This is a genomic window from Lentzea sp. NEAU-D7, from assembly GCF_026242055.1.
Taxonomy (GTDB): domain Bacteria; phylum Actinomycetota; class Actinomycetes; order Mycobacteriales; family Pseudonocardiaceae; genus Lentzea.
Genome location: NZ_JAPJDL010000008.1, coordinates 275,905 through 301,439 on the forward strand (window position 1 = coordinate 275,905; position 25,535 = coordinate 301,439).

At 70.1% G+C, this 25,535-nt stretch carries 27 protein-coding genes and 1 pseudogene; 15 read left to right on the top strand and 13 right to left on the bottom strand.

What is annotated here, in order from left to right; genetic code table 11:
- Positions 1 to 12 precede the first annotated feature (12 nt).
- Complete coding sequence (locus tag ORI60_RS18845; RefSeq protein ID WP_266038819.1) at positions 13 to 1,200, top strand: sensor domain-containing diguanylate cyclase; 1,188 nt, start codon at positions 13 to 15, stop codon at positions 1,198 to 1,200.
- Here the strand turns inward: ORI60_RS18845 and ORI60_RS18850 are convergent.
- Positions 1,197 to 2,039 carry an alpha/beta fold hydrolase gene (locus ORI60_RS18850; RefSeq protein WP_266038820.1) on the bottom strand — a complete coding sequence of 281 codons (843 nt, stop codon included), beginning with the start codon at positions 2,037 to 2,039 and terminating at the stop codon, positions 1,197 to 1,199. The two genes, ORI60_RS18845 and ORI60_RS18850, sit on opposite strands and share 4 nt — an antisense overlap.
- A 10-nt stretch (positions 2,040 to 2,049) precedes the next feature.
- Between ORI60_RS18850 and ORI60_RS18855 the strand changes: the two genes are divergently transcribed.
- Positions 2,050 to 2,514, top strand: a complete 465-nt coding sequence (locus ORI60_RS18855; RefSeq protein WP_266038905.1) for a PPOX class F420-dependent oxidoreductase — start codon at positions 2,050 to 2,052, stop codon at positions 2,512 to 2,514.
- 7 nt (positions 2,515 to 2,521) lie between these two features.
- On the opposite strand, the gene ORI60_RS18860 is transcribed toward ORI60_RS18855, so the two are convergent.
- The 3 genes from ORI60_RS18860 to ORI60_RS18870 form a co-directional block, all read right to left on the bottom strand.
- The gene (locus tag ORI60_RS18860; RefSeq protein ID WP_266038822.1) at positions 2,522 to 3,166 is read right to left on the bottom strand and encodes a VOC family protein; all 645 of its coding nucleotides are present in this window, start codon (positions 3,164 to 3,166) and stop codon (positions 2,522 to 2,524) included.
- Between the two features lie 15 nt (positions 3,167 to 3,181).
- A complete protein-coding gene (locus ORI60_RS18865) occupies positions 3,182 to 5,182 on the bottom strand; it encodes a putative bifunctional diguanylate cyclase/phosphodiesterase (protein ID WP_266038824.1) in 2,001 nt (666 codons plus the stop codon).
- Between the two features lie 72 nt (positions 5,183 to 5,254).
- The gene (locus ORI60_RS18870; protein ID WP_030475304.1) at positions 5,255 to 5,596 is read right to left on the bottom strand and encodes a hypothetical protein; all 342 of its coding nucleotides are present in this window, start codon (positions 5,594 to 5,596) and stop codon (positions 5,255 to 5,257) included.
- A gap of 296 nt (positions 5,597 to 5,892) precedes the next feature.
- Here ORI60_RS18870 and ORI60_RS18875 point away from each other — a divergent pair, with 296 nt between their 5' ends.
- Positions 5,893 to 6,654, top strand: a complete 762-nt coding sequence (locus ORI60_RS18875; protein WP_266038827.1) for a glycerophosphodiester phosphodiesterase — start codon at positions 5,893 to 5,895, stop codon at positions 6,652 to 6,654.
- Between the two features lie 54 nt (positions 6,655 to 6,708).
- Positions 6,709 to 8,121: an MFS transporter gene (locus ORI60_RS18880; protein WP_266038828.1), complete on the top strand. Its 1,413-nt coding sequence runs from the start codon at positions 6,709 to 6,711 to the stop codon at positions 8,119 to 8,121.
- On the opposite strand, the gene ORI60_RS18885 is transcribed toward ORI60_RS18880, so the two are convergent.
- Together ORI60_RS18885 and ORI60_RS18890 are read right to left on the bottom strand one after the other, a co-directional pair.
- Positions 8,118 to 9,005 carry a hypothetical protein gene (locus ORI60_RS18885; protein WP_266038830.1) on the bottom strand — a complete coding sequence of 296 codons (888 nt, stop codon included), beginning with the start codon at positions 9,003 to 9,005 and terminating at the stop codon, positions 8,118 to 8,120. The genes ORI60_RS18880 and ORI60_RS18885 overlap by 4 nt on opposite strands.
- On the bottom strand, positions 9,002 to 9,349 hold the full coding sequence (locus ORI60_RS18890; RefSeq protein WP_323055924.1) for a PadR family transcriptional regulator: 348 nt from the start codon (positions 9,347 to 9,349) through the stop codon (positions 9,002 to 9,004). The genes ORI60_RS18885 and ORI60_RS18890 overlap by 4 nt, the downstream gene beginning before the upstream one ends.
- A 657-nt stretch (positions 9,350 to 10,006) precedes the next feature.
- Here ORI60_RS18890 and ORI60_RS18895 point away from each other — a divergent pair.
- Positions 10,007 to 10,762 (top strand): thymidine kinase, encoded by a 756-nt coding sequence (locus ORI60_RS18895; protein WP_266038831.1) that lies wholly within the window; start codon positions 10,007 to 10,009, stop codon positions 10,760 to 10,762.
- Positions 10,763 to 11,000: 238 nt separating this feature from the next.
- Positions 11,001 to 11,345 carry an RNA polymerase-binding protein RbpA gene (locus tag ORI60_RS18900; protein ID WP_030475310.1) on the top strand — a complete coding sequence of 115 codons (345 nt, stop codon included), beginning with the start codon at positions 11,001 to 11,003 and terminating at the stop codon, positions 11,343 to 11,345.
- A gap of 70 nt (positions 11,346 to 11,415) precedes the next feature.
- On the opposite strand, the gene ORI60_RS18905 is transcribed toward ORI60_RS18900, so the two are convergent.
- Positions 11,416 to 12,057, bottom strand: a complete 642-nt coding sequence (locus ORI60_RS18905; protein ID WP_266038834.1) for a TVP38/TMEM64 family protein — start codon at positions 12,055 to 12,057, stop codon at positions 11,416 to 11,418.
- A 30-nt stretch (positions 12,058 to 12,087) separates the two neighbouring features.
- On the opposite strand from ORI60_RS18905, the gene ORI60_RS18910 reads away from it, so the two are divergent.
- Together ORI60_RS18910 and ORI60_RS18915 are read left to right on the top strand one after the other, a co-directional pair.
- Entirely contained in the window at positions 12,088 to 12,912 is an 825-nt protein-coding gene (locus ORI60_RS18910; RefSeq protein WP_266038835.1) for an aldo/keto reductase, read from the top strand.
- Positions 12,913 to 13,144: 232 nt separating this feature from the next.
- A pseudogene (locus tag ORI60_RS18915) lies at positions 13,145 to 13,567 on the top strand (MgtC/SapB family protein); the annotation flags it as partial.
- Here ORI60_RS18915 and ORI60_RS18920 read toward each other — a convergent pair.
- Positions 13,567 to 13,875, bottom strand: a complete 309-nt coding sequence (locus ORI60_RS18920; protein WP_266038837.1) for a DUF1540 domain-containing protein — start codon at positions 13,873 to 13,875, stop codon at positions 13,567 to 13,569. The pseudogene ORI60_RS18915 and the gene ORI60_RS18920 sit on opposite strands and share 1 nt — an antisense overlap.
- Before the next feature lie 502 nt (positions 13,876 to 14,377).
- Between ORI60_RS18920 and ORI60_RS18925 the strand changes: the two genes are divergently transcribed.
- Entirely contained in the window at positions 14,378 to 15,148 is a 771-nt protein-coding gene (locus tag ORI60_RS18925) for an alpha/beta fold hydrolase (RefSeq protein WP_266038838.1), read from the top strand.
- Here the strand turns inward: ORI60_RS18925 and ORI60_RS18930 are convergent.
- Positions 15,132 to 15,884, bottom strand: a complete 753-nt coding sequence (locus ORI60_RS18930) for a class I SAM-dependent methyltransferase (protein ID WP_266038840.1) — start codon at positions 15,882 to 15,884, stop codon at positions 15,132 to 15,134. The genes ORI60_RS18925 and ORI60_RS18930 overlap by 17 nt on opposite strands.
- 95 nt (positions 15,885 to 15,979) lie before the next feature.
- Between ORI60_RS18930 and ORI60_RS18935 the strand changes: the two genes are divergently transcribed.
- The 4 genes from ORI60_RS18935 to ORI60_RS18950 are packed head-to-tail and all read left to right on the top strand — an operon-like array spanning position 15,980 to position 19,555.
- Entirely contained in the window at positions 15,980 to 16,564 is a 585-nt protein-coding gene (locus ORI60_RS18935) for an NADPH-dependent F420 reductase (RefSeq protein ID WP_266038842.1), read from the top strand.
- The gene (locus tag ORI60_RS18940; RefSeq protein WP_266038843.1) at positions 16,561 to 17,583 is read left to right on the top strand and encodes an LLM class flavin-dependent oxidoreductase; all 1,023 of its coding nucleotides are present in this window, start codon (positions 16,561 to 16,563) and stop codon (positions 17,581 to 17,583) included. The genes ORI60_RS18935 and ORI60_RS18940 overlap by 4 nt, the downstream gene beginning before the upstream one ends.
- 54 nt (positions 17,584 to 17,637) lie before the next feature.
- Positions 17,638 to 18,972: a DUF4041 domain-containing protein gene (locus ORI60_RS18945; protein ID WP_266038845.1), complete on the top strand. Its 1,335-nt coding sequence runs from the start codon at positions 17,638 to 17,640 to the stop codon at positions 18,970 to 18,972.
- A gap of 4 nt (positions 18,973 to 18,976) precedes the next feature.
- Complete coding sequence (locus ORI60_RS18950; protein WP_266038847.1) at positions 18,977 to 19,555, top strand: DUF2510 domain-containing protein; 579 nt, start codon at positions 18,977 to 18,979, stop codon at positions 19,553 to 19,555.
- A gap of 37 nt (positions 19,556 to 19,592) precedes the next feature.
- On the opposite strand, the gene ORI60_RS18955 is transcribed toward ORI60_RS18950, so the two are convergent.
- Genes ORI60_RS18955 through ORI60_RS18970 form a run of 4 tightly spaced genes read right to left on the bottom strand, consistent with a single transcriptional unit; the run spans position 19,593 to position 23,066 of the window.
- A complete protein-coding gene (locus tag ORI60_RS18955; RefSeq protein ID WP_266038848.1) occupies positions 19,593 to 20,132 on the bottom strand; it encodes a hypothetical protein in 540 nt (179 codons plus the stop codon).
- A 17-nt stretch (positions 20,133 to 20,149) separates the two neighbouring features.
- Positions 20,150 to 21,319, bottom strand: coding sequence for an ABC transporter permease (locus tag ORI60_RS18960; protein WP_266038849.1), 1,170 nt, complete (start codon positions 21,317 to 21,319; stop codon positions 20,150 to 20,152).
- Positions 21,316 to 22,032 carry an ABC transporter ATP-binding protein gene (locus tag ORI60_RS18965; protein ID WP_266038850.1) on the bottom strand — a complete coding sequence of 239 codons (717 nt, stop codon included), beginning with the start codon at positions 22,030 to 22,032 and terminating at the stop codon, positions 21,316 to 21,318. The genes ORI60_RS18960 and ORI60_RS18965 overlap by 4 nt, the downstream gene beginning before the upstream one ends.
- On the bottom strand, positions 22,029 to 23,066 hold the full coding sequence (locus tag ORI60_RS18970) for a peptidoglycan-binding protein (protein ID WP_266038851.1): 1,038 nt from the start codon (positions 23,064 to 23,066) through the stop codon (positions 22,029 to 22,031). The genes ORI60_RS18965 and ORI60_RS18970 overlap by 4 nt, the downstream gene beginning before the upstream one ends.
- A 79-nt stretch (positions 23,067 to 23,145) precedes the next feature.
- Here ORI60_RS18970 and ORI60_RS18975 point away from each other — a divergent pair, with 79 nt between their 5' ends.
- Both ORI60_RS18975 and ORI60_RS18980 read left to right on the top strand, forming a co-directional pair.
- Positions 23,146 to 23,841 (top strand): response regulator transcription factor, encoded by a 696-nt coding sequence (locus tag ORI60_RS18975; protein WP_266038852.1) that lies wholly within the window; start codon positions 23,146 to 23,148, stop codon positions 23,839 to 23,841.
- Positions 23,831 to 25,528 (top strand): sensor histidine kinase, encoded by a 1,698-nt coding sequence (locus ORI60_RS18980; RefSeq protein WP_266038853.1) that lies wholly within the window; start codon positions 23,831 to 23,833, stop codon positions 25,526 to 25,528. The genes ORI60_RS18975 and ORI60_RS18980 overlap by 11 nt, the downstream gene beginning before the upstream one ends.
- Positions 25,529 to 25,535: the final 7 nt, after the last annotated feature.

The following is a 25,535-nucleotide window of genomic DNA, read 5'->3' on the forward strand; positions in this document are numbered from 1 at the left end:
CTGGCCTATGTCGTGACGGTGGTTGTTTCGGCGACCCTCGTCACGCTCGCCACCGCATGGCGTACCCCTGCCGAGGCCTTGAACCCGACCTGGTTCCTGCTGCTCGCCGGAGGTGCCGTACTGCACCTGGAAGCGGCACGGGGAATCGAGCGGATCCGCGAAATCGGCGCCGAAGGATCGCCACACGCCCACATGCAGTCCGTGTGGCTGTTCGCGGGCGTGCTCGTACTACCGATGCCACTGCTCGTGGCGCTGATCGTCATCAGCTACACGCACTCGTGGTTCCGGGTCTACAAGCGACGGGCCGTCCTGTTCCGCAAGGTTTTCTCCGCGGCCACTGTCGTCCTGGGCAGTGCCGCCGCGCAACTCGTCCTCGGCTGGTTCCCCGACCGCGCTGTTGACGTTGACGGACCACTCGGTCTCCTGGCACTGGTTACGGCCGGATTCCTCTACTGGTTCATCAACTACGCGCTCGTCGTCACCGCGATCTACTTCACGAACCGCCAGAACCCCGTCCGCACCGCCCTGGGCAACGCCTCCGACGTGCTCATCGTGCTCGCCTCCGTCGGCCTCGGCTCCGGCGTCGCCATCATCCTCAACTGGCGGCCCTGGCTCACCCCGATGCTGCTGCTCACCGTCCTGGCCCTGCACATGGGCCTGCTGCTGCCCCAGTTCCGCGTCGCCGCCCGCACCGACTCCAAGACCGGCCTGGTCGACGCCACCTTCTGGCACGACGTCGCCGAACGCGAACTGCAACGCGCCCGCCGCCTGACCTCCACCGTCGGCGTCCTGATCATCGACCTCGACCACTTCAAGCTCATCAACGACACCTACGGCCACCTCGCCGGCGACCGCGTCCTGCGCGCCGTCGCCGACGCGCTCAAACACTCCGTGCGCTCCTACGACCTCGTCGGCCGCTTCGGCGGCGAGGAGTTCGCCGTCCTGCTGCCCGGCGTCAGCAACGGCGAGGTCCGCGCCACCGCCGAACGCATCCGCTTCGAGATCGCCAGCCTGCACATCGTCGTGCTCGACCGCCTCGGCGAAAGCCAGGTCGTCGCCGGCCTCACCGCCTCCGTCGGCGCCGCCGTCTACCCCGACACCGCCACCGAGCTCAGCCCCCTGCTGCTCGCCGCCGACGAAGCGCTCTACCAGGCCAAGAGCAACGGCCGCGACCGCGTCGCCACCGCCCAGATCTTCTAGCGGCCCAGGAACGCCGCGATCTGCGCCGACACCCGCTCCGGGTCCTCCACCCACGGGTAGTGCCCCACACCCTCGTGCACGTACAGCGTCACGTCCGGGAACAACTCCGCCAGCTGCACACACCGCCGCACCGGCGAGATCGGATCCTCCGAACACGCGTACACCAGCACCGGGTGGTCGAACTCCGTCAGCGCCCGCCGCAACACCCCCGGCACGAACGCGCCCTCGGCGTTGTAGCCCAGCGCCACCTCGTACTTCCACTGACCCAGCTCCGCGTCCGCGTGCGCCCGCGCCCGCTCGTCCCACCGCGCGTACAGCAACGGCGACGCCGCCACCCGGTTCTCCACCGAGTCGTCCCCGGCCGCGTTGCGCGCCAGCGCCGCCGTCGCCGCCTCGAACCACGGCTGATCCGCCCGCGCCGCCAGGAACACGTCCCAGTCGCTCTGCTCCGGCGACAACCCCACACTGCGCAACGCCGGCGTCAGCAGCACCAGCTTCCCGACACGACCGGGGAAGTCCGCCGCATACCCCATCGCGATCCCCGCACCGGCGGAATGCCCCAGCACGTCCACCACGTCCAGCCCCAGATGCCGCCGCAGCATCTCCACGTCCCGCACCAGCATGTCCCGCCGGTACGTGAACGGATCCGCCGGCTCGTCCGACGCCCCCGTCCCCCGGTTGTCCAGCACCACCAGCCGCCGCGACGCGTCCAGACCGCCCAGCGTCTCCAGGTACTCCGACGCCCGGCCAGGACCACCCGCCAGGACCACGAGCGGAACCCCCTCACCCATTTCCCGATAGGCGAGTTCGGTGCCGTCGAACGAGGTGAAGCGTGCCATGCTGCACATCATGCCGAAGATCGCCACGGCCGACCTCGTCGACCGGCCGCAGCTGCTCGAGTTCCTCTCCACCCGCCACCACGGCGTCCTCATCACCCGCCGCTCCTCGACCGGCGGCCTGCAGGTCTCCCCCGTCGCCTGCGGCGTCGACTCCCACGGCCGCATCGTCATCGCGACCTACCCCCAGCGCGCCAAGGTCCGCAACACCCGCCGAGACCCCTCCGTCACGATCTGCGTGCTCTCCGACGACTGGGACGACGCCTACGTCCAGATCGACGGCACCGCCGAAGTCCTCGACCTCCCCGACGCACTCGACGACTTCGTCGAGTACTACCGCTGCATCGCAGGCGAACACCCCGACTGGGACGAGTACCGCGCCGCCATGCTCCGCCAGGGCAAGTCCCTCATCCGCATCACCATCGACAGCTGGGGCCCCATCGCCACCGGCGGCTTCCCACCCGAACTGGACCAGTGACCGCTCCCTAGCCGCACCAAGCCCCGCCCCAGCCCGCCGGCTTCTCCAGCAACACGCACGAGCCGCCGCGCGGGGCCTCGATCGACGCGATCAACCCGGTCGGCACGGTCGTGGGCTCCATCAGCACACGGCCGTCCAACTCGGACACCCGCGCACACGCCGCCGCGACGTCGTCCACGGCGAAATACGTCTGCCAGCCCACCGCACGAGACGTCGTCAAACGCCCCGCCACCGCACGCGGACCACCATGCCGCGCGGACGTGAACAACACGAAGTCCTCAGCCGCGGACCTGCTCTCCCAACCGAGCGCCGCCAGCCAGGACCCGTCCTCGGGCGACCCCGTCATCAACTCCACCCAGCACGGCTCACCATGCCGAGGCGGCGGCGCCCACGGACCATGAAGGACACGACCCGAGTCCACAGAGGAGTTCCCGACCAGCTCCCGCCGCTCGTCACCACCGAAGACCACGTGCCAGCCACGGTCCCCCGCAACGACCTGAGCCGCCAGCCGATCACCCACCCAGCCCGAGAACGACCCACCCGGTTCCGCGATCACCGTCCACCCCAGCACACCGGCGAAGAAATCCACCGACGACTCAGGCTCGGCAACACTCAACTCAAGACGACGAAGACCACAAGACGACACAGGCATCCCATCGGGCGGGAATCAGGAGCGCGCACCATCCTCTGCTCCGACCACCTGAGACGACAATGCGCCATTCGGCGGCATGCGCTCCGCACTCACCACGTCACGCAACGGCACCGGCCTGCCCAGGTGGAACCCCTGCCCCACCCGCACCCCGAGCTTGCGCAAAGCGTCCACCTGCGACGGTCGCTCCACCCACTCCGCCACCGACGACAACCCCAGCCCGTTCGCGATCTGCACGATCCCCGACACCAGCACCGCGTCCGCGTCGTTCGTCTCGATGCCCTTCACGAACTCACCGTCGATCTTGATACCCGTGATCGGCAGGTGCTTCAGGTGCACGAACGACCCGAACCCCGAACCGAAGTCGTCCAACGTGATCCGGCACCCGAAACTGCGCAGCTGCGTCGCCAGCGTCACCGCGGCGTCCAGGTTCGTCACCGCCGCCGTCTCCGTGATCTCCAAACCCAACCGGCCAGGAGCCACCCCCGCCGACCCCAGCTTGTCCAGCACGAAGTTCCCGAAGTCAGGATCCTCCAGCGTCCGCCCCGACACGTTCACGTTGAACCGCAACCGCGGATCCGGCTGCGCCACCAACGCGTCGATCGCCGTCGTCAGCACCCACCGGTCCACCTCCAGGATCAGGTTCGACCGCTCCGCCACCGGCAGGAAGTCCGCCGGCCCCAGATACGGCTCCTGCCCGTCCTCCAGACGCAGCAACAACTCGTGCCCCAGCGTCCGCCCCGTCGCCAGCTCCACCATCGGCATGCCGTACAACGCCAGACCGCCACCCGCCAGCGCCGCCCGCAACCGGTCCAGCACACTGACCCGCTTCACCGTGTCCGCGTAGTGGTTCGGCTCGTACACCGTCACCCGGTCCCGGCCCGCCGCCTTCGACGCGTACAACGCCAGATCCGCGTTCGCCAGCACCAACTCCCACGAGTCACCCGGCCCGAACTCCGCCAGCCCCGTGCTCACCGTGATCCGCGCCGGCGTCCCGATCCCCGCCAGGGGAAAACCCGCCACCGCGTCCCGCAACCCGTCAGCGACCTCCGACGCGTCCTTCGGCGACGCCCCCGGCAACACCACCGCGAACTCATCACCACCCAGACGAGCGATCAACCTGTCACCCAAACGGGACTGCAACGCACTCGCCAGCATCCGCATCACCCGGTCACCCACCGCATGACCACGCAGATCGTTGACGTCCTTGAAGTTGTCCAGATCCAGCACCAGCAACGCACCGGAACCGTTGTTCGCCAGCTCCTGCTCCAACGCACGCGTCAACGCCCGGCGATTCGGCAGACCCGTCAACGGATCCTGCTCGGCCATCCGCACGAGCTCGTCGTGCACCCGCGACGACTGCGTCACGTCGTGCGCCGTCCCCAAGGCCCGCAACGGAGTGCCGTCGTCCCCCACGACGACCTCACCGAAGCACTCGAACACCCGCTCCTTGCCGTCCGGCCGCAACATCCGGTGCGTGTACGTGAACACCGACCCCGTCTTCAGAGCCGCGTCCAGCGTCTCCTCGATCATCGGCAGGTCGTCCGGGTGCACCAGGTGCGAGTACATCTCGAAGTCGAACGCCGTCCCCGGCGCGAACCCGAACATCTCCAGCAGCGTGTCCGACCACGTCACCCGGTCCTCGCGGATCGACCACTCCCACGTGCCCATCCGCCCCAGCGCCTGAGCCCGGCGCAACGCGTCCGCCTCCTGCGTCACCGTCAGCTCACGATCACGCCACGCCGACACGTCCACGACCTCGTACATCAGGTCGTCACCCAGCCGCGAGCACCGCACCTCGAGCCACTTCGGACCCGGTACCAGCACCTCACGCACCGGAGCAGGCACCTCGGGCACCCCCGGCAGCAGCGCCGGCAACGACCGCCCGTACGCCTGCTCGACCGGAACCCCCAGCACAGCGCCCAAGGCGCGGTTGCACCACAACAGGTTCCCGCGCGAATCCGTCACGGCATAGCCGACACCCGCTCGGTCCAGCACCGTGCGGCAGTAGGAGGTCACGCGCGTCATGATCGTCCGATCACCGGACGTAAGCAACCCGCTACGCCGGTCAGTTCGCTGATGTGCGAACGGCTATCTCAGCCGCTCCAGACCCTTCGCCGACTCCACCAGCTCCGCGGCCAGCTTCCTCAGCTCCTCGTTCTCGGCCCCGTCCTGCGCCGCCGTCACCACATCCTCCGCGGCACACCGCAGCTGGAACAACCTGTCCTGCAGATCCGCCAGCTCGGCGGTGCTCAGCACCACCGCGTCCTCCGGCAACCCACCACGCTGCAACGCCGCCCTGCGCTCGTACGCGCGCTGACGACACGGCTGTGCGCAGTACCGCCGCGGCCGGCCGATCCGCCCACTCCCGGGCAACCGCCTCCCGCACCACGCGCAGTGCCTGGGCTCATCCGCCTCCATGGAGCGCTCCATGGCGCGCGACGGTAGCGAATGGCGGTGGGTGGTCTCCAGCGACGCGCCAGAAAGCCCGACCTTCGTAGGTAGCCGGACAGTACCCGCAGGGCCGTTCGTGTCGCTTTCGGGTGGGGTTTGATCAACTTCCGTTGCTTTGGCCTGTTCCATTGCTGGTTTGGATGGGAGGTTCGGTTGGGACCGGTAGACCGTCAGGTTTTATTTCAGGCAACACTGAAGTAATAGAGAAAAAGAAGAAAGTGTGACGCCACCCACCGTCCACCCCGAAGCCATCGCCGGAAGGCACACTCCAGCACGTGACACATCCCTACCTCACAGGCCCGCGCCCCCGAGCCTTCGCCCACCGCGGCTGGCACGTCGACGACCTCACCGGCATGGAGAACTCGCTGAGCTCCTTCCGCCGGGCCGTGCAGGAGGGCTACCGCTACATCGAGACAGACGTCCACGCCACCAGCGACGGACAGGTCGTCGTCCACCACGACCACACCCTCGACCGCACCACCGACGCCCAGGGCGTCGTCTCCGAACTCCCCTGGACCGAAGTCCGGCGCGCCCGCGTCGGCGGCCGCGAACCCATCGCCCGTCTCGCCGACGTCCTCGAAGAACTCCCCGACACGTTCTTCAACATCGACGTCAAGTCCGAGAACGCCGTCGAACCCATCATCACCCTGCTGCGCAAAGCCAAGTCACTGCACCGCGTCTGCCTCGCCAGCTTCTCCGACAACCGCCTCGCCCGCCTGCGCAGGACCGCCGGCCCCGAACTGCTCACCTCCATGGGCCCCCGCTCCGCCGGTGCGCTCTGGGCCGCCGGACGCATCCCCCTCGCCGGACTCGCCGTCCGCGGCCAGGTCGCCCAGGTCCCCGTCAGCCAGGGACGCCTGCAGATCGTCGACCGCCGCTTCGTCCAGGCCGCCCACCGCAGGTCCCTCGAAGTCCACGTCTGGACCGTCGACGACGAAGCCGACATGCGCGCCCTGCTCGACCTCGGCGTCGACGGCCTCGTCACCGACAGGCCCGACGTCCTGCGCGAAGTTCTCCAGTCGCGCAACAGCTGGTAACAGCTTGGACAGTCGATCAATGGACGTGTCGGCGGACAAGTACAGTCCGCCGACATGAAGGTCAAGGGCGACGACGCCGCCGACGCCAACAACGCCGGGCGCCGCAAGAAAGAACAACGCGGCTGGGTCTGGTACGACGTGGCGAACTCCGTGTTCCCCACGTCCGTGATCACCGTCTTCCTCTCGCTCTACCTCACGAGCATCGCGACCAACGCGGCCAAGGCCGACAACGCGCTCAACGGGACCAACCCGTGCGCCAACGACAACGCCTTCGACCGCTGCGACGTCACGATCCTCGGCCTGCAGTTCCCCTCCGGCTCGCTGTGGGGCTACCTGCTCTCCATCGCGACCGTCGTCCAGGTCATCGTGCTGCCCGTCATGGGCGCCATCGCCGACCGGACCCAGAACAAGAAGAAGATGCTCGGCTTCTTCGCCTTCACCGGCTCCGCGGCCACCATCGCGCTCGCGACCGTCGAAGGCACCAACTGGAAGCTCGGCGTCCTGCTCTTCATCATCGCCAACATCTGCTACGGCTCCAGCGTCGTCGTCTACTACGCCTTCCTGCCCGAGATCGCGACACCCGACGAACGCGACGCCGTCTCCAGCCGCGGCTGGGCGTTCGGCTACCTCGGCGGCGGAGTCGCCCTCGCCATCCAGCTCGGCATCACCCTGTCCGCCGACTCCCTCGGCATCAGCTCCGGCGACGCCGCGCGCATCGCGTTCGTCATCTCCGGCATCTGGTGGGCCGCCTTCACGATCATCCCGCTGCGCGCCCTCACCGAGCACCAGCGACCGCACGGCGGCGAGCACGGCGCCTCGGTGATCTCCGCCGGCTTCAAGGAACTCGGCACGACCCTGAGGCAGGCCAAGGCCTTCCCGCTCACCCTCGCGTTCCTCGGCACCTACCTGATCTACACCGACGGCATCGCCACCGTCGCCAACGTCAGCGCCCAGTACGGCAGCGTCGAGCTCAAGTTCGACCAGCAGACCCTGATCACGGTGATCCTCATCGTGCAGTTCGTGGCGTTCGTCGGCGGCGTGCTGCACGGCTTCGTCGCCAAGCGGGTCGGCGCCAAGAAGACGATCCTCGGCTCACTGGTCGTGTGGATCGTCGTGATCACCGCGGCGTTCTTCGTCGAGGCCGGCGACGAGACGTCGTTCTACCTCGTCGCCGCGGGCATCGGCATCGTGCTCGGCGGCACCAACGCCCTGTCCCGCAGCCTGTTCAGCCAGATGGTCCCGCCCGGCCGCGAAGCCCAGTACTTCTCGCTCTACGAGGTCGGCGAGCGCTCCACCAGCTGGCTCGGCCCACTGGTCTTCGCCGGCGTCGGCCAGGCCACCGGCAGCCTGCGGCCCGCCATCCTCGCCCTGATCATCTTCTTCGTGGCGGGCTTCGTCCTGCTGATCTTCGTACCCGTCCGCCGCGCCATCAAGGCCGTGGGCAACAAGGAACCCGTGCTCGTCTAGGTCACCTGCGGCGCCGCTTTCGAGCGGCGCCGCACCGGCAGCACCACCGCCAGCACGAGCAGCGCCGCCACCAGCCCGGCCGGCACGAAGAACCCTCCGGACGGGATCACCAGGGACAGCAACGGCACCAGCTGCAGCGCCGCGAAGAACGACAACGCCCGCCCCAGCACGAAGTCACCGCGCACGAACGAGATCACCCGCAGGACAACGGTGATCAACCCGATCGTCAGCATCCCGGTCCCCGCGGAGACGCCACCGATCACGCCGATCAGCGCCGCTCCCCCGCCCCACCACAGCATCCTGCGCGCCGGTGGCGTCGGCGCGTCCCGGTGAAAACCGAGGCACAGGCACACGAACGTCACCAGCGGCGGCACCTGGAACACGCTCCACGTCAGGAAGTACCCCGGCTCCCCGAGCGAGACCACCGCGGCCAGCGCGGGCACGGCGGCCGCCACCTTGGCCGGAGTCCGCCGCCCCCACAGCAACGCCGCGAACGCCACGACCGGCGCCAGCTCCAGAACCCTCCACCACGGATCAGGCGACTGGTAAGGCCTGCCCAACCCCACGACAACGCTCACGACCGCCGTCATGGCGAAGAAGACGCCTAGCAACAGTCCGAGCATCCCCAGCGCCCGCACGACCTCGCCGCGCCACACCACCTTCGCCGGCACCGACGTGAGCGCCGCCCCCGCCGCCAGGTGCGTGCGCACCGCGAGCCCGAGCACCGCCCACGTCTCCCCCCACCCCGGCCAGCTGTGCTCCAGGTCGAGGTCGTCGTCCCGGTCGGCCAGGAAGATCCCGACCATCTCCTCCTCGCGGTCCCGCCGGTACCACCGGGGCAGCACCTTCAGCAGCGTGCGATACCGCCGTTCCAGGTTCCTCATGCCCGACCCGCCCACGCCTGAACGCCCCTCCCCCGCAACACCGCACTCGCCGCACGCACGTTGGCGCTCAGCCGCGCGACCTCCGCCTGCAACGCCCGCACACCGGAGTCGGTGAGCTTGTAGTAGCGCCGCAGCCTCCCCTGGTGCACCTCTTCCCGGTCGCGCTCGGCGAACCCGTCCGCCACCAGCCGGTCCAGCACGCCGTACAGCGTGCCGACCCGCAACACCATCCGTCCCTCGGACAGCTGTTCCACCGCCTGCACGATCGCGTAGCCGTGCAACGGCTCCTCCGCCAGCGCGGTGAGCACCAGGAACGTCTGCTCGGACATGATCCGACCACTCATGTCGTTGAATATATCGTGAGGCGAGCTATATCGGGAAGCGTAACCGCCGAGCTGGTTTTGTTTCGGTCAACACTGAAGTTATCGAGTGAGTCGAGGGAGGTGGATGGCGGTTCTTTCGCGGTTCGGCGGCCGTCACACCGCGCGCCGGCGGCTTGCCGAAGGCGCCAGGTGGCGGCGCCTGCTCGGGAATGGCGGGGGCGGAGCCGTCGACCGGCCCACGCACTCCCCTCGGCCCACGCACTCCCCTCGGCCCACGCACTCCCCTCGGCCCACGCACTCCCCTCGGCCCACGCACTCCCCTCGGCCCACGCACTCCCCTCGGCCCACGCACTCCCCTCGGCCAAGCCACCTTGCGATGCGCGGCGTCTTGGCCGAGCCACACGGCTCCCCTGTTCCGCCACGTGCCCCGAAACCCCGCGAGGCCCGCTCTCCGTCGATGCGTCGTTCTCCCCATCACCTCCGCACCACTCAGCAACACCCGAGCCTCAGTCAACACTGAAACTATCGAGTGATCCGAGCCGACTTCAGGTTTAATCCGCCCCCGCAGCGGCTATGTCGTCCCGAAACAGCAGGTCGCGCCGAAAACACCGGAGACAGGAGGGAGGCAGACCGTGGGGATTCCTCATGATCGGGATCCAGGCACTAGGGTGACCCGCCGTGGACGCCCTTCCCGATCCGACAGACGCCCTCTCCGCTGTACCTGTCGCTGGTTCCCGGCGCTCGACGCCGGTGGTCGGGCACCTCAAGTTCTTCTTCGGCCCCATGGACTGCGGCAAGTCGACGCTCGCGCTCCAGATCGACCACAACAACTCGCGCCAGGGTCGGCGCGGGCTGCTGCTGGTGCGGCACGACCGTTCGGGCAAGCCCCAGATCTCCAGCCGCATCGGCATCACCCGCGAGGCCGCGGAGATCAGCGACGACGATCTCCGCCAGATGGTTCGGTCGGAGTGGGCCGAGGGGCGGCGGGTGGACTACCTGATCGTCGACGAGGCGCAGTTCCTGTCGCCCGATCAGGTGGAGCAGCTGGCGGAGCTCGCGGACGACGTCCAGGTCGACGTCTACTGCTTCGGGCTCGCCACGGACTTCCGCGGCGAGATGTTCCCGGGGTCGCAGCGGCTGTTCGAGCTCGCGGACGAGCTGAAGGCCATCCAGGTCGAGGTTCTGTGCTGGTGCGGGGTGCCGGGACGGTTCAACGCGCGGGTGCGGGCCGGACGAGTGATTCGTGCCGGCGACACGGTTCTGGTCGCAGACACTGCGACGGACACGGAACAGCACCGATCGGGTACGGAGAGCAACGATGTAACGGACGCCACGGAAACTACTGTCCGTTACCAGGTGCTCTGCAGGCGTCACTTTAGGTTGGGCGACCTGGGCCCTGACGTCGCACAAAGTGGTCAGCTTCGGTTGGCCTAGGCGACTACCCACCGGTCCCACTGGGCCATTAGAGTGATGCATGAGCGCAGGAGCTTGATAACGCGTCACGATCCTGTGGCGATCGCATCCATTAGTAGGAAGCCTTCGTTGACGAGTGAACGACGTCACTGTGGGCGACCATGAGAGCGAGCCGGAAACAAACGGAGCAATCCGGGCGTTGCACACGGTGAGCAAGAAGCCTGGGCCCCGGCCCTGAGCCGAGCGAAAGGACACCGCCATGGCCGACCGCGTTTTGCGTGGAAGCCGGCTCGGAGCAGTCAGCTACGAGACCGACCGCAACCACGATCTCGCTCCGCGCCGGGCAGCGCGGTACGCCTGCCCGAAGGGACACGACTTCGAGGTCCCGTTCTCCGACGACGCCGAGTTGCCGCCGACCTGGGAATGCCGTCTCCACGGCACCGAGTCGAAGATCATCGACGGGGTCGAGCCGGAGATCAAGAAGGTCAAGCCGCCGCGTACGCACTGGGACATGCTCCTGGAGCGCCGGTCGATCCCCGAGCTCGAGGAGCTGCTCGACGAGCGCCTCGAAGAGCTTCGCGGACGCCGCACCCGCACGGCCTGATCCACACCAGACGCGTCAAGCCGTCCCGGTCTCCCGCCGGGGCGGCTTTTTGCGCACCTCGTAAGGGCGTCTAGGAGGCCCGTACGGCTCCTGTGATCAATTTCCGGCCCCACCACACGCCCACGGCCGCCAGCACGGCCCAGATCGACAACGCGACGATCGAGCGCGGTGAGCCGAGATCGCTCAGCGCGTCGCCCAGCACGGCGGCGAGGATCGTCGAGGGCACCAGCCCGAGCGCCGTGCCGAGGGCGAAGTGCCTGCCGCGCACCGACGTCACGCCCGCGCCGTAGTTCGCGAGGGCGAACGGCAGGATCGGCAACAATCTGATCACGAGCGTCGCCTCGACCCCCCGCCGCGCGAAGACCCGTTCGAGCACCGCCAGCCGTTCCCCGAGCCGGCTTTCGACCGCGTCGCGGCCGAGCCCGCGGGCGATCGCGAACGCGATCATCGCGCCGGCCGTGAACCCCGCGACGGCGAGCGCGCTCCCCCACCCGACGCCGAACAGCAGCCCCGCCGCCGTGGCGAGGACCGGTTTCGGGAAGAACACCGCCGTGCCGAACGCGCACACGGCCACGAACACGAGCGGCGCCGCGTGTCCCGCGCGGCCGACCAGGGCTCGGAGTTCCGCGCCGTCGGGCAGGTCGACGAGCTGGGCGGTGACCGCCAGGGCGACGACGAGCAGCACCAGGAGGATCAGGCCCGCACGTCGCATCGGACCAACGTACCCGGCAAGCTGGAGCGCATGACCGTGCTGCTCCCCTCCGGCGAGACCGTCCCCGCACTCGGCATGGGCACCTGGATGATGGCCGAGACACCCGGCAGGCGCTCCGCCGAGATCGCCGCGCTGCGGACCGGCCTGGACCTCGGACTGACCCTGATCGACACGGCCGAGATGTACGGCTCGGGCGCGTCCGAGACGCTCGTGGGCGAGGCCGTCGCGGGCCGGCGCGACGAGGTGTTCCTGGTGTCGAAGGTGCTGCCGTCCAACGCGTCCGCCGCCGCGACCGTGCGCGCGTGCGAGGCGTCGCTGCGCCGCCTGGGCACCGACCGGCTCGACCTGTACCTGCTGCACTGGCGTGGTGGGGTGCCGCTCGCGGAGACCGTGGAGGGGTTCTCGGCGCTGCTGGAGGCGGGCAAGATCCGGCACTGGGGCGTCAGCAACCTCGACCTGGACGACATGCGCGAGCTCACGGCGTTGCCGGGCCAGTGCCAGACCAACCAGATCCTCTACAACCTCACCCGCCGCGGTCCCGAGCACGACCTGCTGCCGTGGCACGCCTCCACCGGCATCCCGGTCATGGCCTACTCCCCCGTCGAGCAGGGCAGGCTGCTGAACTCCCCCGCGCTGGCGTCGGTCGCGGCACGGCACGGCGCCACGCCCGCCCAGATCGCGCTCGCCTGGGTGCTGCGGCTGCCGTACGTGAACGCGATTCCCAAAGCGGGGTCACCGGACCACGTCCGGGAGAACGCGCGGGCACTGGAACTCCGCCTGTCCCCTGAGGATCTGGCCGACCTCGACAGCGCCTTTCCCCCGCCCGACGGGCCTTCGCCGCTCGCGATGCTCTGAACCGGCGGATTCGAGCCCGAAGACTCCCCAGAGGAATGAGACGCGCGTCCCACTCTCCTGCCCGGCCCGCAGTCGCTCCGGTAACGTGGTCCCCCGGTTTCGGCAACCAGGCACAAGGAAGCGAGGTGAGCGACACATGCCAGGCGACAGTTGCCCGCGCAGGTCATCCCACCTCGCACGCTTCAGTTCTGGCGTGTGACGCACACCCCCTGCACACAAGGGGAGTCACACGATGCACGTCTTCGACATGACATTGCGCATCGCCGAGAGCATGGGCCTCGGCGCGTTGATCGGTTTCGAGCGGCAGTACCGCTCTCGCATGGCAGGTCTGCGGACCAACGCCCTCGTGGCCGTGGGTGCCGCGTTGTTCGTCCTGCTGTCCGCACAGGGCTTCGACGGCCAGGGCGACCCCACGCGCGTCGCCGCACAGGTGGTGTCCGGCATCGGGTTCCTCGGCGCGGGCGTCATCCTGCGCGACGGGCTGTCGGTGCGCGGCCTGAACACCGCGGCCACGCTCTGGTGCGCGGCCGCGGTGGGCTCGCTGGCCGGTGCCGGGCTGCACGTCGTGGCGGCGGCCGGCACGGTGGCGATCATCGCGGTCAACGTCGGCCTGCGGGAGCTGGGCCGGGCCGTCGACCGCAAGGACGACGACGGCTAACGCGGCTGGTACGTCAGGCAGTTCGCGTGGTGGTCGCCTTCGCCCTGGCCGACCCTCACGCTCTGCGCCGTGCATTCCAGCGAGGCGTTGTGCACGCAGTCGGTGCGCGAACAGGCGCCGACCTGCGCGACGACCTTGTCCAGGCCGCCCTTCGTGCCCAACGGGATGAAGGTGCCGCAGTCCGCGGCGCCGTTGTCGCCGCGCACGGTGATCGCGAACGCGTGGCATCCGTCGTGGTTGTAGGAGCAGTCGCTCACGGTGCAATCGTGGACTGCGGGCATCGCCGGGTTCTCAAGGGTGGTCATGTCCGCTCCTGCCGTGGTGGGAAAGGTTCGGTAATCGCGACGATGCCACCACCGCGGGAGCCCCGCAATTCGAGATTTGTTTAGGCGAGCCTATCCTCAAGAATGATTCCAGGCGTGGCCGGGGACGCGCCGCGTGCGTTCTTCCTGCGTATCGGCGGTCACCTGACCAGGTGGTCGACCGAGGTCCACCCCTCCGGGCCAAATGTTCGGCCACCGCGGATCGAGTGCCGGGATGGCGTCGCCTAACAGCGCGACGTGAAGTTTGAAAGCCGGTGCACGGGCAATACCTGCGCGTTGTTGCGGGTCTCCGGAAAGCTGGTACGGATGCGAATCAACTTTCTGGAAGACCCACCTGGTCCAGCAGCGCGCACGCCTCCTCCGCGCCCGCGGCAGGAGCAGCACCGCGCTCCTGAATACTTGTCGCATCCGGGCAGCGCGGCGCCGGCCGGGCGGACGGTGCTGAAGATCCACTATGCGGGACGGGGCGTGCGGCATGGCTACGGTGACCACAGCGGACGGGCAGCTGGTGTCCTACGTGGACCACGGCGGGGACGGTCCGGCCGTCGTGCTGCTGCACAGCTTCCTGATGGACGCGTCGATGTGGGCGCCGCAGGTCGAGGCGCTCGGCGACCGGTACCGGCTGATCGCGATCGACGAACGCGGCCACGGTGACACGCCCGCGACGGCGCCGTTCGACCACTGGGACGTCGCCCGCGACGCGCTCGCCGTGCTCGACGAGCTGAAGATCGGCGGTGCGGCCGTCGCCGGCACCAGCCAAGGCGGGTTCGTTGCGCTGCGGATGGCGTTGCTGGCACCGGAACGGGTGACGGCGCTCGTGCTGCTCGGCACGTCCGGTGAGACCGAGGACGAGCAGATCTCCGCCGGGTACCAGCAGCTCGCCGAGGTGTGGATCGCGCAGGGCCCGGAGACGGTGACCGAGGCCGTCGCGAAGATCTGCCTGGGCGACTACGACCCGTCCGCGTGGACGCCGAAGTGGAGCGAGGTCGAGCCCGGACGGCTGCGGCTGATCATGAACGCCCTGGTCGGCCGAGAAGGCGTGCTGGACCGCGTCACCGAGATCGCCGTGCCCGCACTGGTGCTGCACGGCACCGCCGACCTCGCCTACCCCGTGGCGAAGGCCGAGGCTCTCGTCGCGGCGCTGCCCAAGGCCGAGCCGCTCGTGCTCGTCGAGGGCGGCGCGCACTTCCTGAGCCTCACGCACGCCGCGGACGTGAACCCGCACCTGGAGCGGTTCCTCAGCGCGACCCTCTGACGGCCCACGCCTTCGCGGTCAGCTCGATCGGGCCCCGCGCCGGGAGACGGGAGCGGAGCAGATCGCGGATCGCGTCGCGCTGCTCCGGCGGCAGTGTCGCGGCGTAGGCGGGCGCGGCGCCCGTGCCGCCCAGGAACGGTGCCCAGAAGTCGTCGAAGTCGCGGAACACCGTCGGCACGACGATGCCCGTCACCTCGACGTCGCGCAGGCCGGCGCCGGTCCACAAGGCGCGCAAGGGCTCGGCGCCGCTCACGGCGCTGAAGCGCAGTCCCTCGTCGTGCGCGGCCGCGGCGGGGTCGACGTCCTTCGCGGCGTCCCAGAACAGCCGCATCATCTGCATGCCGCTCGCGTAGTCCCACACGTACGAGCCGGCGAACGGAGCCACTCGGGCGAACTCCTCCACCGCCTGGGCGGCGTCGGGCACGAACGTGAGCACGAGACCGCTGACCACGACGTCGGCCGTGCGTTCGCCCAGGTCCGTTGCATCGCCGGCGGCGAACCCGGCGTCGGGGACACGGGCGCGGGCGCGGTCCAGGAAGCCCTCCGACGGGTCCACACCGGTGACCGCGGCCGGGCGGGTGTGCGCCAGCACGGCCTCGGTCAGCACGCCGGTACCGCAGCCGACGTCGAGCCACGTGCGGCCGGGCGGCACGTCCAGCCAGCGCAGGAACTCCACCGCGACCAACTGGCTCCACCGGCCGACGTACCGCTCGTACGCGTCACCCAGATCCCACACGCGTCGAAGGTAGCCCAGCCGGCACCCCGGCGGAATAAACGGGGGCTGGTCCGGTTAAGCTAGATGACACATCAACTAGCAAGGTCGGGTGTGCTGTGAAGATCGCTGTTCTCGGTGCGGGTCACGTCGGTCCCGTCATCGCCCGCCTGGCCCTGGCGGCGGGCTACGAGGTGGGCATCGCGGGGTCGGGCGACCCGGCGCGGATCGAGATGATCACCGAGTTCCTCGCCCCCGGTGCCGTCGCGCTGCGGGCAGCCGACGCCGTGGCGGACGCGGACCTCGTCGTGCTGGCGATCCCGTGGCACCGCTTCCCCTCGCTCGAACCGGGGATGTTCGCGGGCAAGGTCGTCATCGACTCCATGAACCACTGGCCGCCCGCCGAGGCTCCCCTGGGCACGAGCGAGGAGGTCGCGCGGCGGCTGGCGGGCGCCGACGTCGTGAAGACCCTGAACCACGTCGCCTACCAGGACATGGAATTCGCCGGTGGCCGTGCCGTCGGCGTCGCCGGTGACTCACCGGACGCCGTGCGGACCGTCGCGGAGTTCCTGGAACGCATCGGGTTCGACCCGGTGCCGGTGGGGTCCCTGGCCGCGGGACGGCTGCTGGAGCCAGGCAGCCCGGTGTTCGGCGTCGCGGCCCGCAGGCAGGAATTCGAGAACTTCACCAAGGAGCAGTCATGACCACGTTCGGACTCGACACGTTCGGCGACGTCACCCAGGACGCCTCCGGCACCCCGCTCTCCCACGCCCAGACCATCCGCAACGTGGTCGAGCAGGGCGTGCTCGCCGACCAGGTCGGCCTCGGCTTCTTCGGCATCGGCGAGCACCACACCCCGGACATGCCGCTGTCGGCCGCCGACGTCGTGCTGGCCTCGATCGCCGCCCGCACGTCGTCGATCCACCTCGGGTCGGCGGTGACGGTGCTCAGCTCGGACGACCCGGTGCGCGTGTACCAGCGCTTCTCGACGCTGAACGCGGTGTCGGACGGCCGCGCGGAGATCATCCTGGGCCGCGGGTCCAGTGTGGACTCGTTCCCGCTGTTCGGCTACGACCTCGCGGACTACGAGGACCTGTTCGAGGAGAAGACGCACCTGTTCGCCGAACTGCTCAAGGGTGGCCCGATCACCTGGCAGGGCAAGACCCGCGCGTCGCTGCACGAGCAGGACGTCGTGCCCCACACCGAGCCGTTCCCGACGTGGATCGGCGTGGGCGGCAGCCCGCAGTCGGTGGTGCGCGCGGCCTCGTACGGCTTCTCGCTGATGCTCGCGATCATCGGCGGCCACCCCGGCCGGTTCGCGCCGTTCTCGGAGCTCTACAAGCACGCGCTGGAGAAGTTCGGCCGCGACCCGCTGCCGATCGGCATCCACTCCCCCGGACACGTGGCGCCGACCGACGAGCAGGCGCGGGAGGAGTTCTGGCCGCACTACCTCGACGTGATCAGCCGGCTCGGCAAGACGCGCGGGTTCGCCACGCCGACGCCGGAGTCGTACGCGCACGAGGTCGGGCCGCACGGCGCCCTGTTCGTCGGGTCGCCGCAGACGGTCGCGGAGAAGATGGCGCGCACCATGAAGAAGCTCGACGCGAGCCGGTTCGACCTGAAGTACGGGATCGGCGGGCTGTCGCACGAGTCGCTGATGCGCACGATCGAGCTGTACGGGACGAAGGTCGTGCCGATGGTGCAGGACATGCTCGCCCAGTAATGATGTTGGACGGCCACGCGATGCACCGGACACATCGCACACGTCGCCTGGGGAGTGGTCTTGTTCGGCAACAGGGAGAACGCGGAGGTCGCCGCGCTGCGGGAGCAACTGGCCGCGGCGCACGGCACGATCACCGAGCTGCGCGGGTGGGTCGGCCACCTGCGCAGCTCGGAGACCCCCGCGCTGGAAGGTGAGCTGCGCCAGCTGCGCGCGGCCGTGGAGCACAAGAAGAACGAGTACATGACGCTCGGCACCACGCACCGCCAGCTCCAGGCGGAGGTGGACGAGTGGCGCTCGCGGTTGGTGGAGACGCGTGACCTGGCTCTGCTGCAGGAAGTCGGTGTTTACGAGTACGCGCATCCGCTGAGCGACGCGGTCGCGTACAAGGACGCGCTGGCCGAGCTGAAGCTGCGGATCAAGCTGGCCGCCAAGGGCGACGCCGTGTCCTGTCATGTCGACTGGGCGGTCAACGGGTCGGTCAAAGAGGGGCAGAAGCTCGGCAGGGACATGGCCAAACTGATGCTGCGGGCCTACAACGCCGAAGCGGACGTCGCGGTGCGCTCGGTGAAGCCCCACACCCGTGAGGCGGTGAAGAAACGCCTCACCACCACGAAGGACACGATCGGCAAGCTCGGTGTCCTCATGCGCATCGCCATCTCCCCCGACTACCACCTGCTGCGGCTGCGTGAGATCGATCTGACCGCTGATCACCTCGTGAAGGTCGAGGAGGAGAGGGAGCAGGCCAAGGCCGAGCGCGAGAGGCTGCGCGAAGAGGCCAAGGTCGCGAGGGAGATCGAGCGTGACCGCGCCCGCTTCGCCAAGGAACAGGCCCACTACCTCGCAGTGATCGCGAAGCTGGAGGCCAACGGAGACCTCGACGCGCTGGCCAAGGCGCAGGAGCAGCTCGCCTCGGTCGAGGACGCCATCGCCGGGGTCGAAGAACGCGCAGCCAACGTGCGGCTGGGCTACGTGTACGTGATCTCCAACATCGGTGCGTTCGGTCCCGGTGTGGTGAAGATCGGCATGACGCGGCGGCAGGAGCCGATGGACCGGGTCAGGGAGCTCGGTGACGCGTCGGTGCCGTTCCGTTTCGACACGCACGCGCTGATCTTCTCCAAGGACGCGGTCGGCCTCGAAACCGCCTTGCACCAGCGGCTGAGCCACAAGCGCGTCAACCTGGTCAACCATCGGCGTGAGTTCTTCTACGCGACGCCGGCCGAGGTCAAGGATCTGGTCGCCGAGCTGGAGAACAGCCCCGTCCTGCAGTACGACGACGTCGCGGAGGCGCTGGAGTGGCGCGCCTCGGAGTCGAACAGGCGGGGTGCGCCGGGTTCGCTCGCGATGGCGTCCGTCGGTGCGGACGGCGACCTGTCCGACGATGGCGAGTGACGGCATGACCTACCCGCCTGCCGCTCCGCCCGTGCGGCCCGCCGCGTGGCTGCCTGATCCTCTCGACGACGCGCTCGTCCGCTACTGGGACGGACAGCGGTGGACGTTCCACACCGCCGTCCGCCAGGTCGACGCTCCAGCACCGGTCGCCGAGCAAACGATCAAGCCGGCACAACCCGCGCTGCGACCGGATGTCGCGGCGGCGGTGAACCGCGTGCGAGGGATGCTCGTGGGGTCGATGAAGGAGGTCAACCTCCTGGGCGGCTACCTCGGCGCCGAGGAGCAGGTGCTCGCCCTCACCGGTGCCGCGGGGGAAGGACAGGGCGTACTCGTGTGCACGAACCAGCGTCTGCTGTTCCTGTTCGTCGGCGTGATCAGGAGGCAGTTCATCCAGATCGGCTGGAACCAGGCCAAGGCCGTCGTCTACGACCGCACCTCACGCATGTTCCTGGTCTACGTCACCAAACCCACCAAACGCGCCGTACCGGCGTTCGCGGTCCGCGTCGGCAACCTCAGCGACGCCCAGGTGGTCGCGCAGGCGGCTCAGGCCGCGGCCGCAGCGCCCCGGCTCGACGTCGTCTGACCGGCAGCGGGGGCCGCGACGGCCCCCGCTCCACGCGTCACTTCTTGGAGCTCGCGATCTCGCACTCCTTGGCGTGCTCCAGGCCGAGCGAGATCGACGCGGCGTCGTTGTTCGGGCCGCCCAGCGCGTAACCGATCATGTCCGCGCCCGGTTCGTTGAGCACCTCGACGTACCGGACTCCCTTGCCCCGCAGGCACTGCACCACGCGGTTGGCGAAGTCGACGGCCTCCGGGTTGGTGGTGTCCTTCTCCCACGGCGGTAGCGGCGTCTTCGACTCGCACTTCTCGAGCGCCTTGTCCAGCTCCTCCTTGGTCGGTTGCGGGCGGCCGCTGCCCTCGGCGGCTCGTCCCTTCCTGTCCAGGCCGAGGCTCGCCATGCACTGGTCGTACGGCGCCTGGAGGGCTTCGAGGTCCTCCGGGGTCATGTCGAGGCGTTCGCGGGGCCGTTGTTCCCGGGCGGCCGACGTCGGTGCGGCGGCGCTGCTCGGCGGCGTCGAGATCGAGGCGACCTGGGGCTGGGCCTCGGGCTTGGAGCACGCGGCCAGGAGCAGCAGGAGGGCCAGGGTGGCCTTCTTCATCACGGGTCTTCCTTTCGTCACGCGGCGAGCGCCTGCGTCGGGGTGAGCCGGGCGGCGCGGAGGGAGGGGTAGAGGCCTGCGGCGGCGCCCACGACGAACGCGGCGAGCACACCCGCGGCCAGGACTTCGAGCGGGAGGACGAGCGGCCAGCGGTGCAGCGCCGCGTAGCCGGCGACGCCCACCGCCCCCAGCGCGGTGCCCGCCAGGCCGCCCAGGCCGGAGAGCAGGACGGCCTCGGTGAGGAACTGCGCGCGGATGTGGCCGCGGGTGGCGCCGAGCGCCCGGCGCAGGCCGATCTCGCTGCGGCGTTCGAGCACGGAGATCACCATCGTGTTCGCCACGCCGACGCCGCCGACCAGCAGTGCGACGCCCGCCAGGCCGAGGAACAGCGCGCTGTAGGAGCTCTGCGTGGCGCGCTTGGCCGCGAGCGCGTCGGACGGGCGGCTCACCTGCACCAGGCCGGGGATCTCGCCGTGGAGCGTGGCGGGCAGGATCGCCCGGACGTCCTCGATGGACTCCTCCCGTGCCTTCACGTAGACGACGGTCGGATGGCCGTCGAAGCCCAGGTGCGTGCGGGCGGCGTCCCAGCCGACGAGCACGGAGCGTTCGATGTCGGGTGCCAGCGGCATGGGGCCGAGCACGCCCGTCACCGTGAACCACTTCTCCCCCACGAAGATCGCCGGACGGTCGCCCGCCTCCGCGATGCCGAGCCGTTCGGCGGCGACGCTGCCGAGGACCACGTCCGGGAAGTCCGGCCGCGGCAGGAACTCCCCGCTGCGGACGTGGCCGTTCACGGTGTCCAGCAGGCCCGCGGTGGCGGCCAGGACCGTGATGTCGGAGCTGTGCCCGGGGTCCAGGAGGTCGTTGCGGCGCACTCGGGTGTGGGTGTTGGCGACCGCGGCGGCGGCCGTGACGGGGCCGATGCGCCCCACCATGGCCACCGAGGACTCGGGCAGCAGGACCGGGTCGTCCGGGCGCGGGGTGGGCTGGGCGCGCAGGAGGTTGGTGCCCAGGGCGGTCAGCTCGTCGAGCAGGGCCCGCTGGCTGGAAGCGGGGATGCCGGTGACCACCACGACGGTGGCGACGCCCAGGGCGATGCCGAGCGCGGACAGCGCGGCGCGGAGCCGGCGGGTGCGGATGCCCAGGGAGCCGAGGGCGAGCAGGTCGGCGGGTGACAGGCGGCTCATCCGGTGACGCCGTTCAGGCTCGGGAACGTGACGGTGGGCCGGTCCGCCGTGTCCGCGACGATCCGCCCGTCCCGCAGTTCCACCCGGCGTGGCAGCGACTCGGCGATGTCGCGGTCGTGCGTGATCAGCGCGATGGTCGTCCCCTGCGCGTTCAGTTCCCGCAGCAGGTCCAGCACCGCGTGCCCGGTGGCCGTGTCGAGTGCCCCGGTCGGCTCGTCGGCGAGCACCAGGGCCGGGTTGTTCACCACGGCACGGGCGATGGCGACGCGTTGCCGTTCGCCGCCGGAGAGCTGCTGCGGCCTGTGGCCGGCCCGGTGCGCGAGGCCGACGCGGTGCAGGGCCTCCACCGCGAGCGGGCGGCGGTCCTTGCGGCGCACCCCGGCGTAGAGGAGACCAGTGGCCACGTTCTCGGTCGCGGTGAGCCCGTCTGAGAGGTGGAACTGCTGGAACACGAACCCGATCCGGCTGCCGCGCAACGCGGACAGGTGGCGGTCGGGCAGGCGGGACACGTCCTGGCCGTCGATCTCGACGGTGCCGGAGGAGGGCAGGTCCAGGGTGCCGACGAGGTGAAGCAGCGTGGACTTGCCGGAGCCGGACGGGCCCACGATCGCGAGCAGCTCACCTGACGCGACCCGCAGCGACACGTCGTCCAGCGCGGTCACGCCACCGGGGTATCTCTTGGTCACCGAGTGCAGGGCGAGCACCGGGGTCATGAGGCCGTCACCACTTCCAGGCCGTCCACGACGCCGTCGCCGGAGATCTCGACCTGGTCCTGCGAGTACAGGCCGGTCCGGACGGCCTTCAGGCCGCCGGAGGGCAGCTGGACGGCGTAGCCGCCCTCCTTCAGCGCCACCAGGGCCGCCAGCGGCACGGTCAGGACGCCGGTGCGGCTCTCGGTGGTGACCGTGAGGCGCACCGGCGCGGTGTCCAGGTCGGTGACGTCCGCCGGGTCGTCGGGGGTGACGACGACGTCGAGCTTCGGGCCGCCGCCGTTCTCGGCGGGGGCGGCGACCTGGGTCAGCGAGGTCACCTTGGCGGGGACGGGGCGGTTGTCCGGGCGCACGATCGTGACAGGCAGACCGGTCTTCAGCACGCCCGCCTCCGCCACCGGTATCTGCAGCGTGACCAGGCGCGTGGTGGGGGTGACCTCGAACAGGTCCCCCGTGGCGGGGTCGCCGAGCTGGGCCTTCACGGCGCCGACGCGCATCGGGCGGTCCAGGACGAGCACCCGGCCCGGTGCCAGGGTGCCGGTCTGCTCGACGCCGAGGGCTCGCTGCCACTTCTTGAGCGCCTCGACGACCCGCGGGGTGAACTCGGCCTTCGTGACGTCCTTGGGGCGGGTGCCGACCTGGTAGCCCAGCGCGGCGAGGTTGTCCATCAGCACCGCCACGTCCGACCCCTTCAGACCTGGGGTGTCGAGCGCTCGGAACAGCGGCGTCGCGCCGAAGAACACGACGACGGGCTGGTCGTCGACGCGGTAGAGCTCCTTGCCGAGCTCCGTGGCGTGGCCGGTGGCGGGCAGCTTCGTGACGACGCCCGCGGTGCCCTTGACGAGCCGGGCGGCGCCGAAGCCGAGCTGGGCCTGCAGCGTGCGGGTGTTCGTGAGGTCTCCCTTCCGCACGGTCGTGGTCTTCACCGCCGGTGGCGGGGCCGCGGCCGGCTCCGGTGGCCGGGACCGCACCACCAGCACCGCGGCGATGACGACCACGACGACGAGCACCGCCGCTCCGATGACTGTCCTGCGCATGCCGTGGATCTTGGAAGGCATTTGTGAGGATCCTGTGACGAACCGGTGATCGCCGTGAGGGCGTCCATATGATCGGCCGGTGAGCGCTCTCATCCTGGTCGCGGAGGACGACGAGAACCAGGCCGAGCTGGTGCGCCGGTACCTGGAGCAGGACCACCACCGGGTGCTCGTCGTCCACGACGGAAGGGACGCGCTCGACGTCGTCCGCGCACAAGGCCCCGCTCTCGTGGTGCTCGACCTGATGCTGCCGGGACTGGGCGGGCTGGACGTGTGCCGGGCGTTGCGGGCCGAGTCGGACGTGCTGGTGCTCATGCTCACGGCGCGGTCCACTGAGGACGACCTGCTGCACGGGCTCGGGATCGGCGCGGACGACTACATGACCAAGCCGTTCAGCCCGCGCGAGCTGGTGGCGCGGGTGCGGACGTTGCTGCGGCGGGTGCCCGTCCCGAAGCCGGAGCCGGTGCTGCGGGTGGGGCCGATCGTGGTCGACCAGCTGCGCCACGAGGTGCGGGTACGCGGCGAAGCGGTCGAGTGCACGCCCGGCGAGTTCGGGCTGCTGGAGGTGCTCGCGTCCGAAGTGGACAGGGTGTTCAGCCGCGAGCAGCTGCTGCAGCGGATGCACGGCATCGACAGCTTCCTCACCGCGCGGACGATCGACACGCACGTGAAGAACCTCCGCCGCAAGATCGAGGCCGATCCGCGGACGCCCGCCCACCTCGTGACCGTGTACGGCATCGGCTACAAGCTCACGGCCGGGCGCGCTGATGCGCCGTAGCGTCTTCACGCGTCTGCTCGTCGTGGCGGTGTTGATCGCGCTGTGCTCGATCGCCGCGACGGCGTGGCTCGCGACGCAGCTGACCCGTGCGTCGATCGCCCGTGAGCAGGGCCGTGAGCTGGCCTCGGACCACAAGATCTACACGACGTTGCTCACCTACGCCGCCGGCCACCGCGACTGGTCCGAAGTGGACGGTTACGTCGACGGCCTGGTGTCGGAGCAGCCGGGCCGTCGCATCGCACTGGTGACCAAGGACGGCCGCACGGTCGCCGACCTGGGCGAGGGTGGCGGCCAGCTGCCGGACAGGGCCTCGGCGGTGGTGGACCCGCTGGCGGTCGACCCGGTCCTGGTGCCCGGCGCGCCCGCCGACCGGATCGACAAGCGGGTGCTGGGGCCGTTCCGCACGCCGATCGACTTCCGCGACCGCGAGGACCGGACCGGGGCGTTGTTCTGCCTGCGGCTGGTCAGGAAGGAGCAGGCCCGGCTGGACTGCCGGGAGCGGGACCTGCCGTTCGACACCGCGGCCGACTTCTTCGCGTTGCTCGACCTGGAGGACCTGGTCAACGCCTGTCTGGCGCGCCGCTCGTTGCCGCCGGTGGACCTCGATCCCGACTTCACCCCGGCGGACAAGCAGTCCTCGGGGGTGCCGCCGCCGGACCAGCCGGCCGTCGCGGCGTGCGTGGCCGCGTCGCGCAAGGAGCAGCTCGCGCCGTACGTGGCGCCGCCCGTCCTGCTGTACCTGTCGAATCCGACGGGCCCGCCGACCGCCGCGATCTCGTTGCCGGGCAACGGCTGGCGGGTGATGGGGGCCGCGGCGGCGGTGCTGCTGGCGGCGATCGGGGTGGCGGCGGTGGCGGGGGCCCGGATCACCCGCCCGCTGCGGGCGTTGACGGCCGCGGCGACGCACATGTCCGGCGGGAGCGAGATCCCGCCGGTGCCGGTGCGCGGGCAGGACGAGATCGCGGTCTTGACCAGGGCGTTCAACACGATGGCGGCGAACAGGGCGCACCTGGAGCGGGCGCGCAAGGCGATGGTCGGCGACGTCGCGCACGAGCTGCGGACGCCGTTGAGCAACATCCGGGGCTGGCTGGAGGCGGCGGAGGACGGGGTGAGCGACCTCGATCCGGCCCTGGTCGCGTTGCTGCTCAAGGAGGCGCTCGTGCTGCAGCACGTGGTGGACGACCTGCAGGACCTCGCCGTGGCCGACACGGGCTCGTTGCGCCTGACACTCGAACGGCTCAACGTCGCGGGGGCGTTGGAGCAACTCCAAGCCGCGCACGAGGTACGGGCGTCGCAGGCCCGCGTCACGCTGACCGCGTCCGCGGATCCCGCTCTCACCGTCCGGGCCGACGCGCTGCGGTTGCGGCAGATCCTCGACAACCTCGTCTCCAACGCGTTGCGCCACGTGCCCGCCGGCGGGTCGGTGACGGTCGGGGGCGCGGCCGGGGACGGCGAGGTCGTGATCACGGTGTCCGACACCGGCCCGGGCATCTCCGAGGACGATCTGCCGCACGTGTTCGACCGGTTCTGGCGGGCGGACAAGTCGCGCAGCCGCAGCACGGGCGGCAGCGGGCTGGGGCTCGCGATCGTCCGCAAGCTCGCCGAGGCGCACGGCGGAACGGTCGATGTGACCAGCGCGACAGGCGCGGGAACCACGTTCCGCGTCCGATTGCCGGAACTCAGCTGATACACCC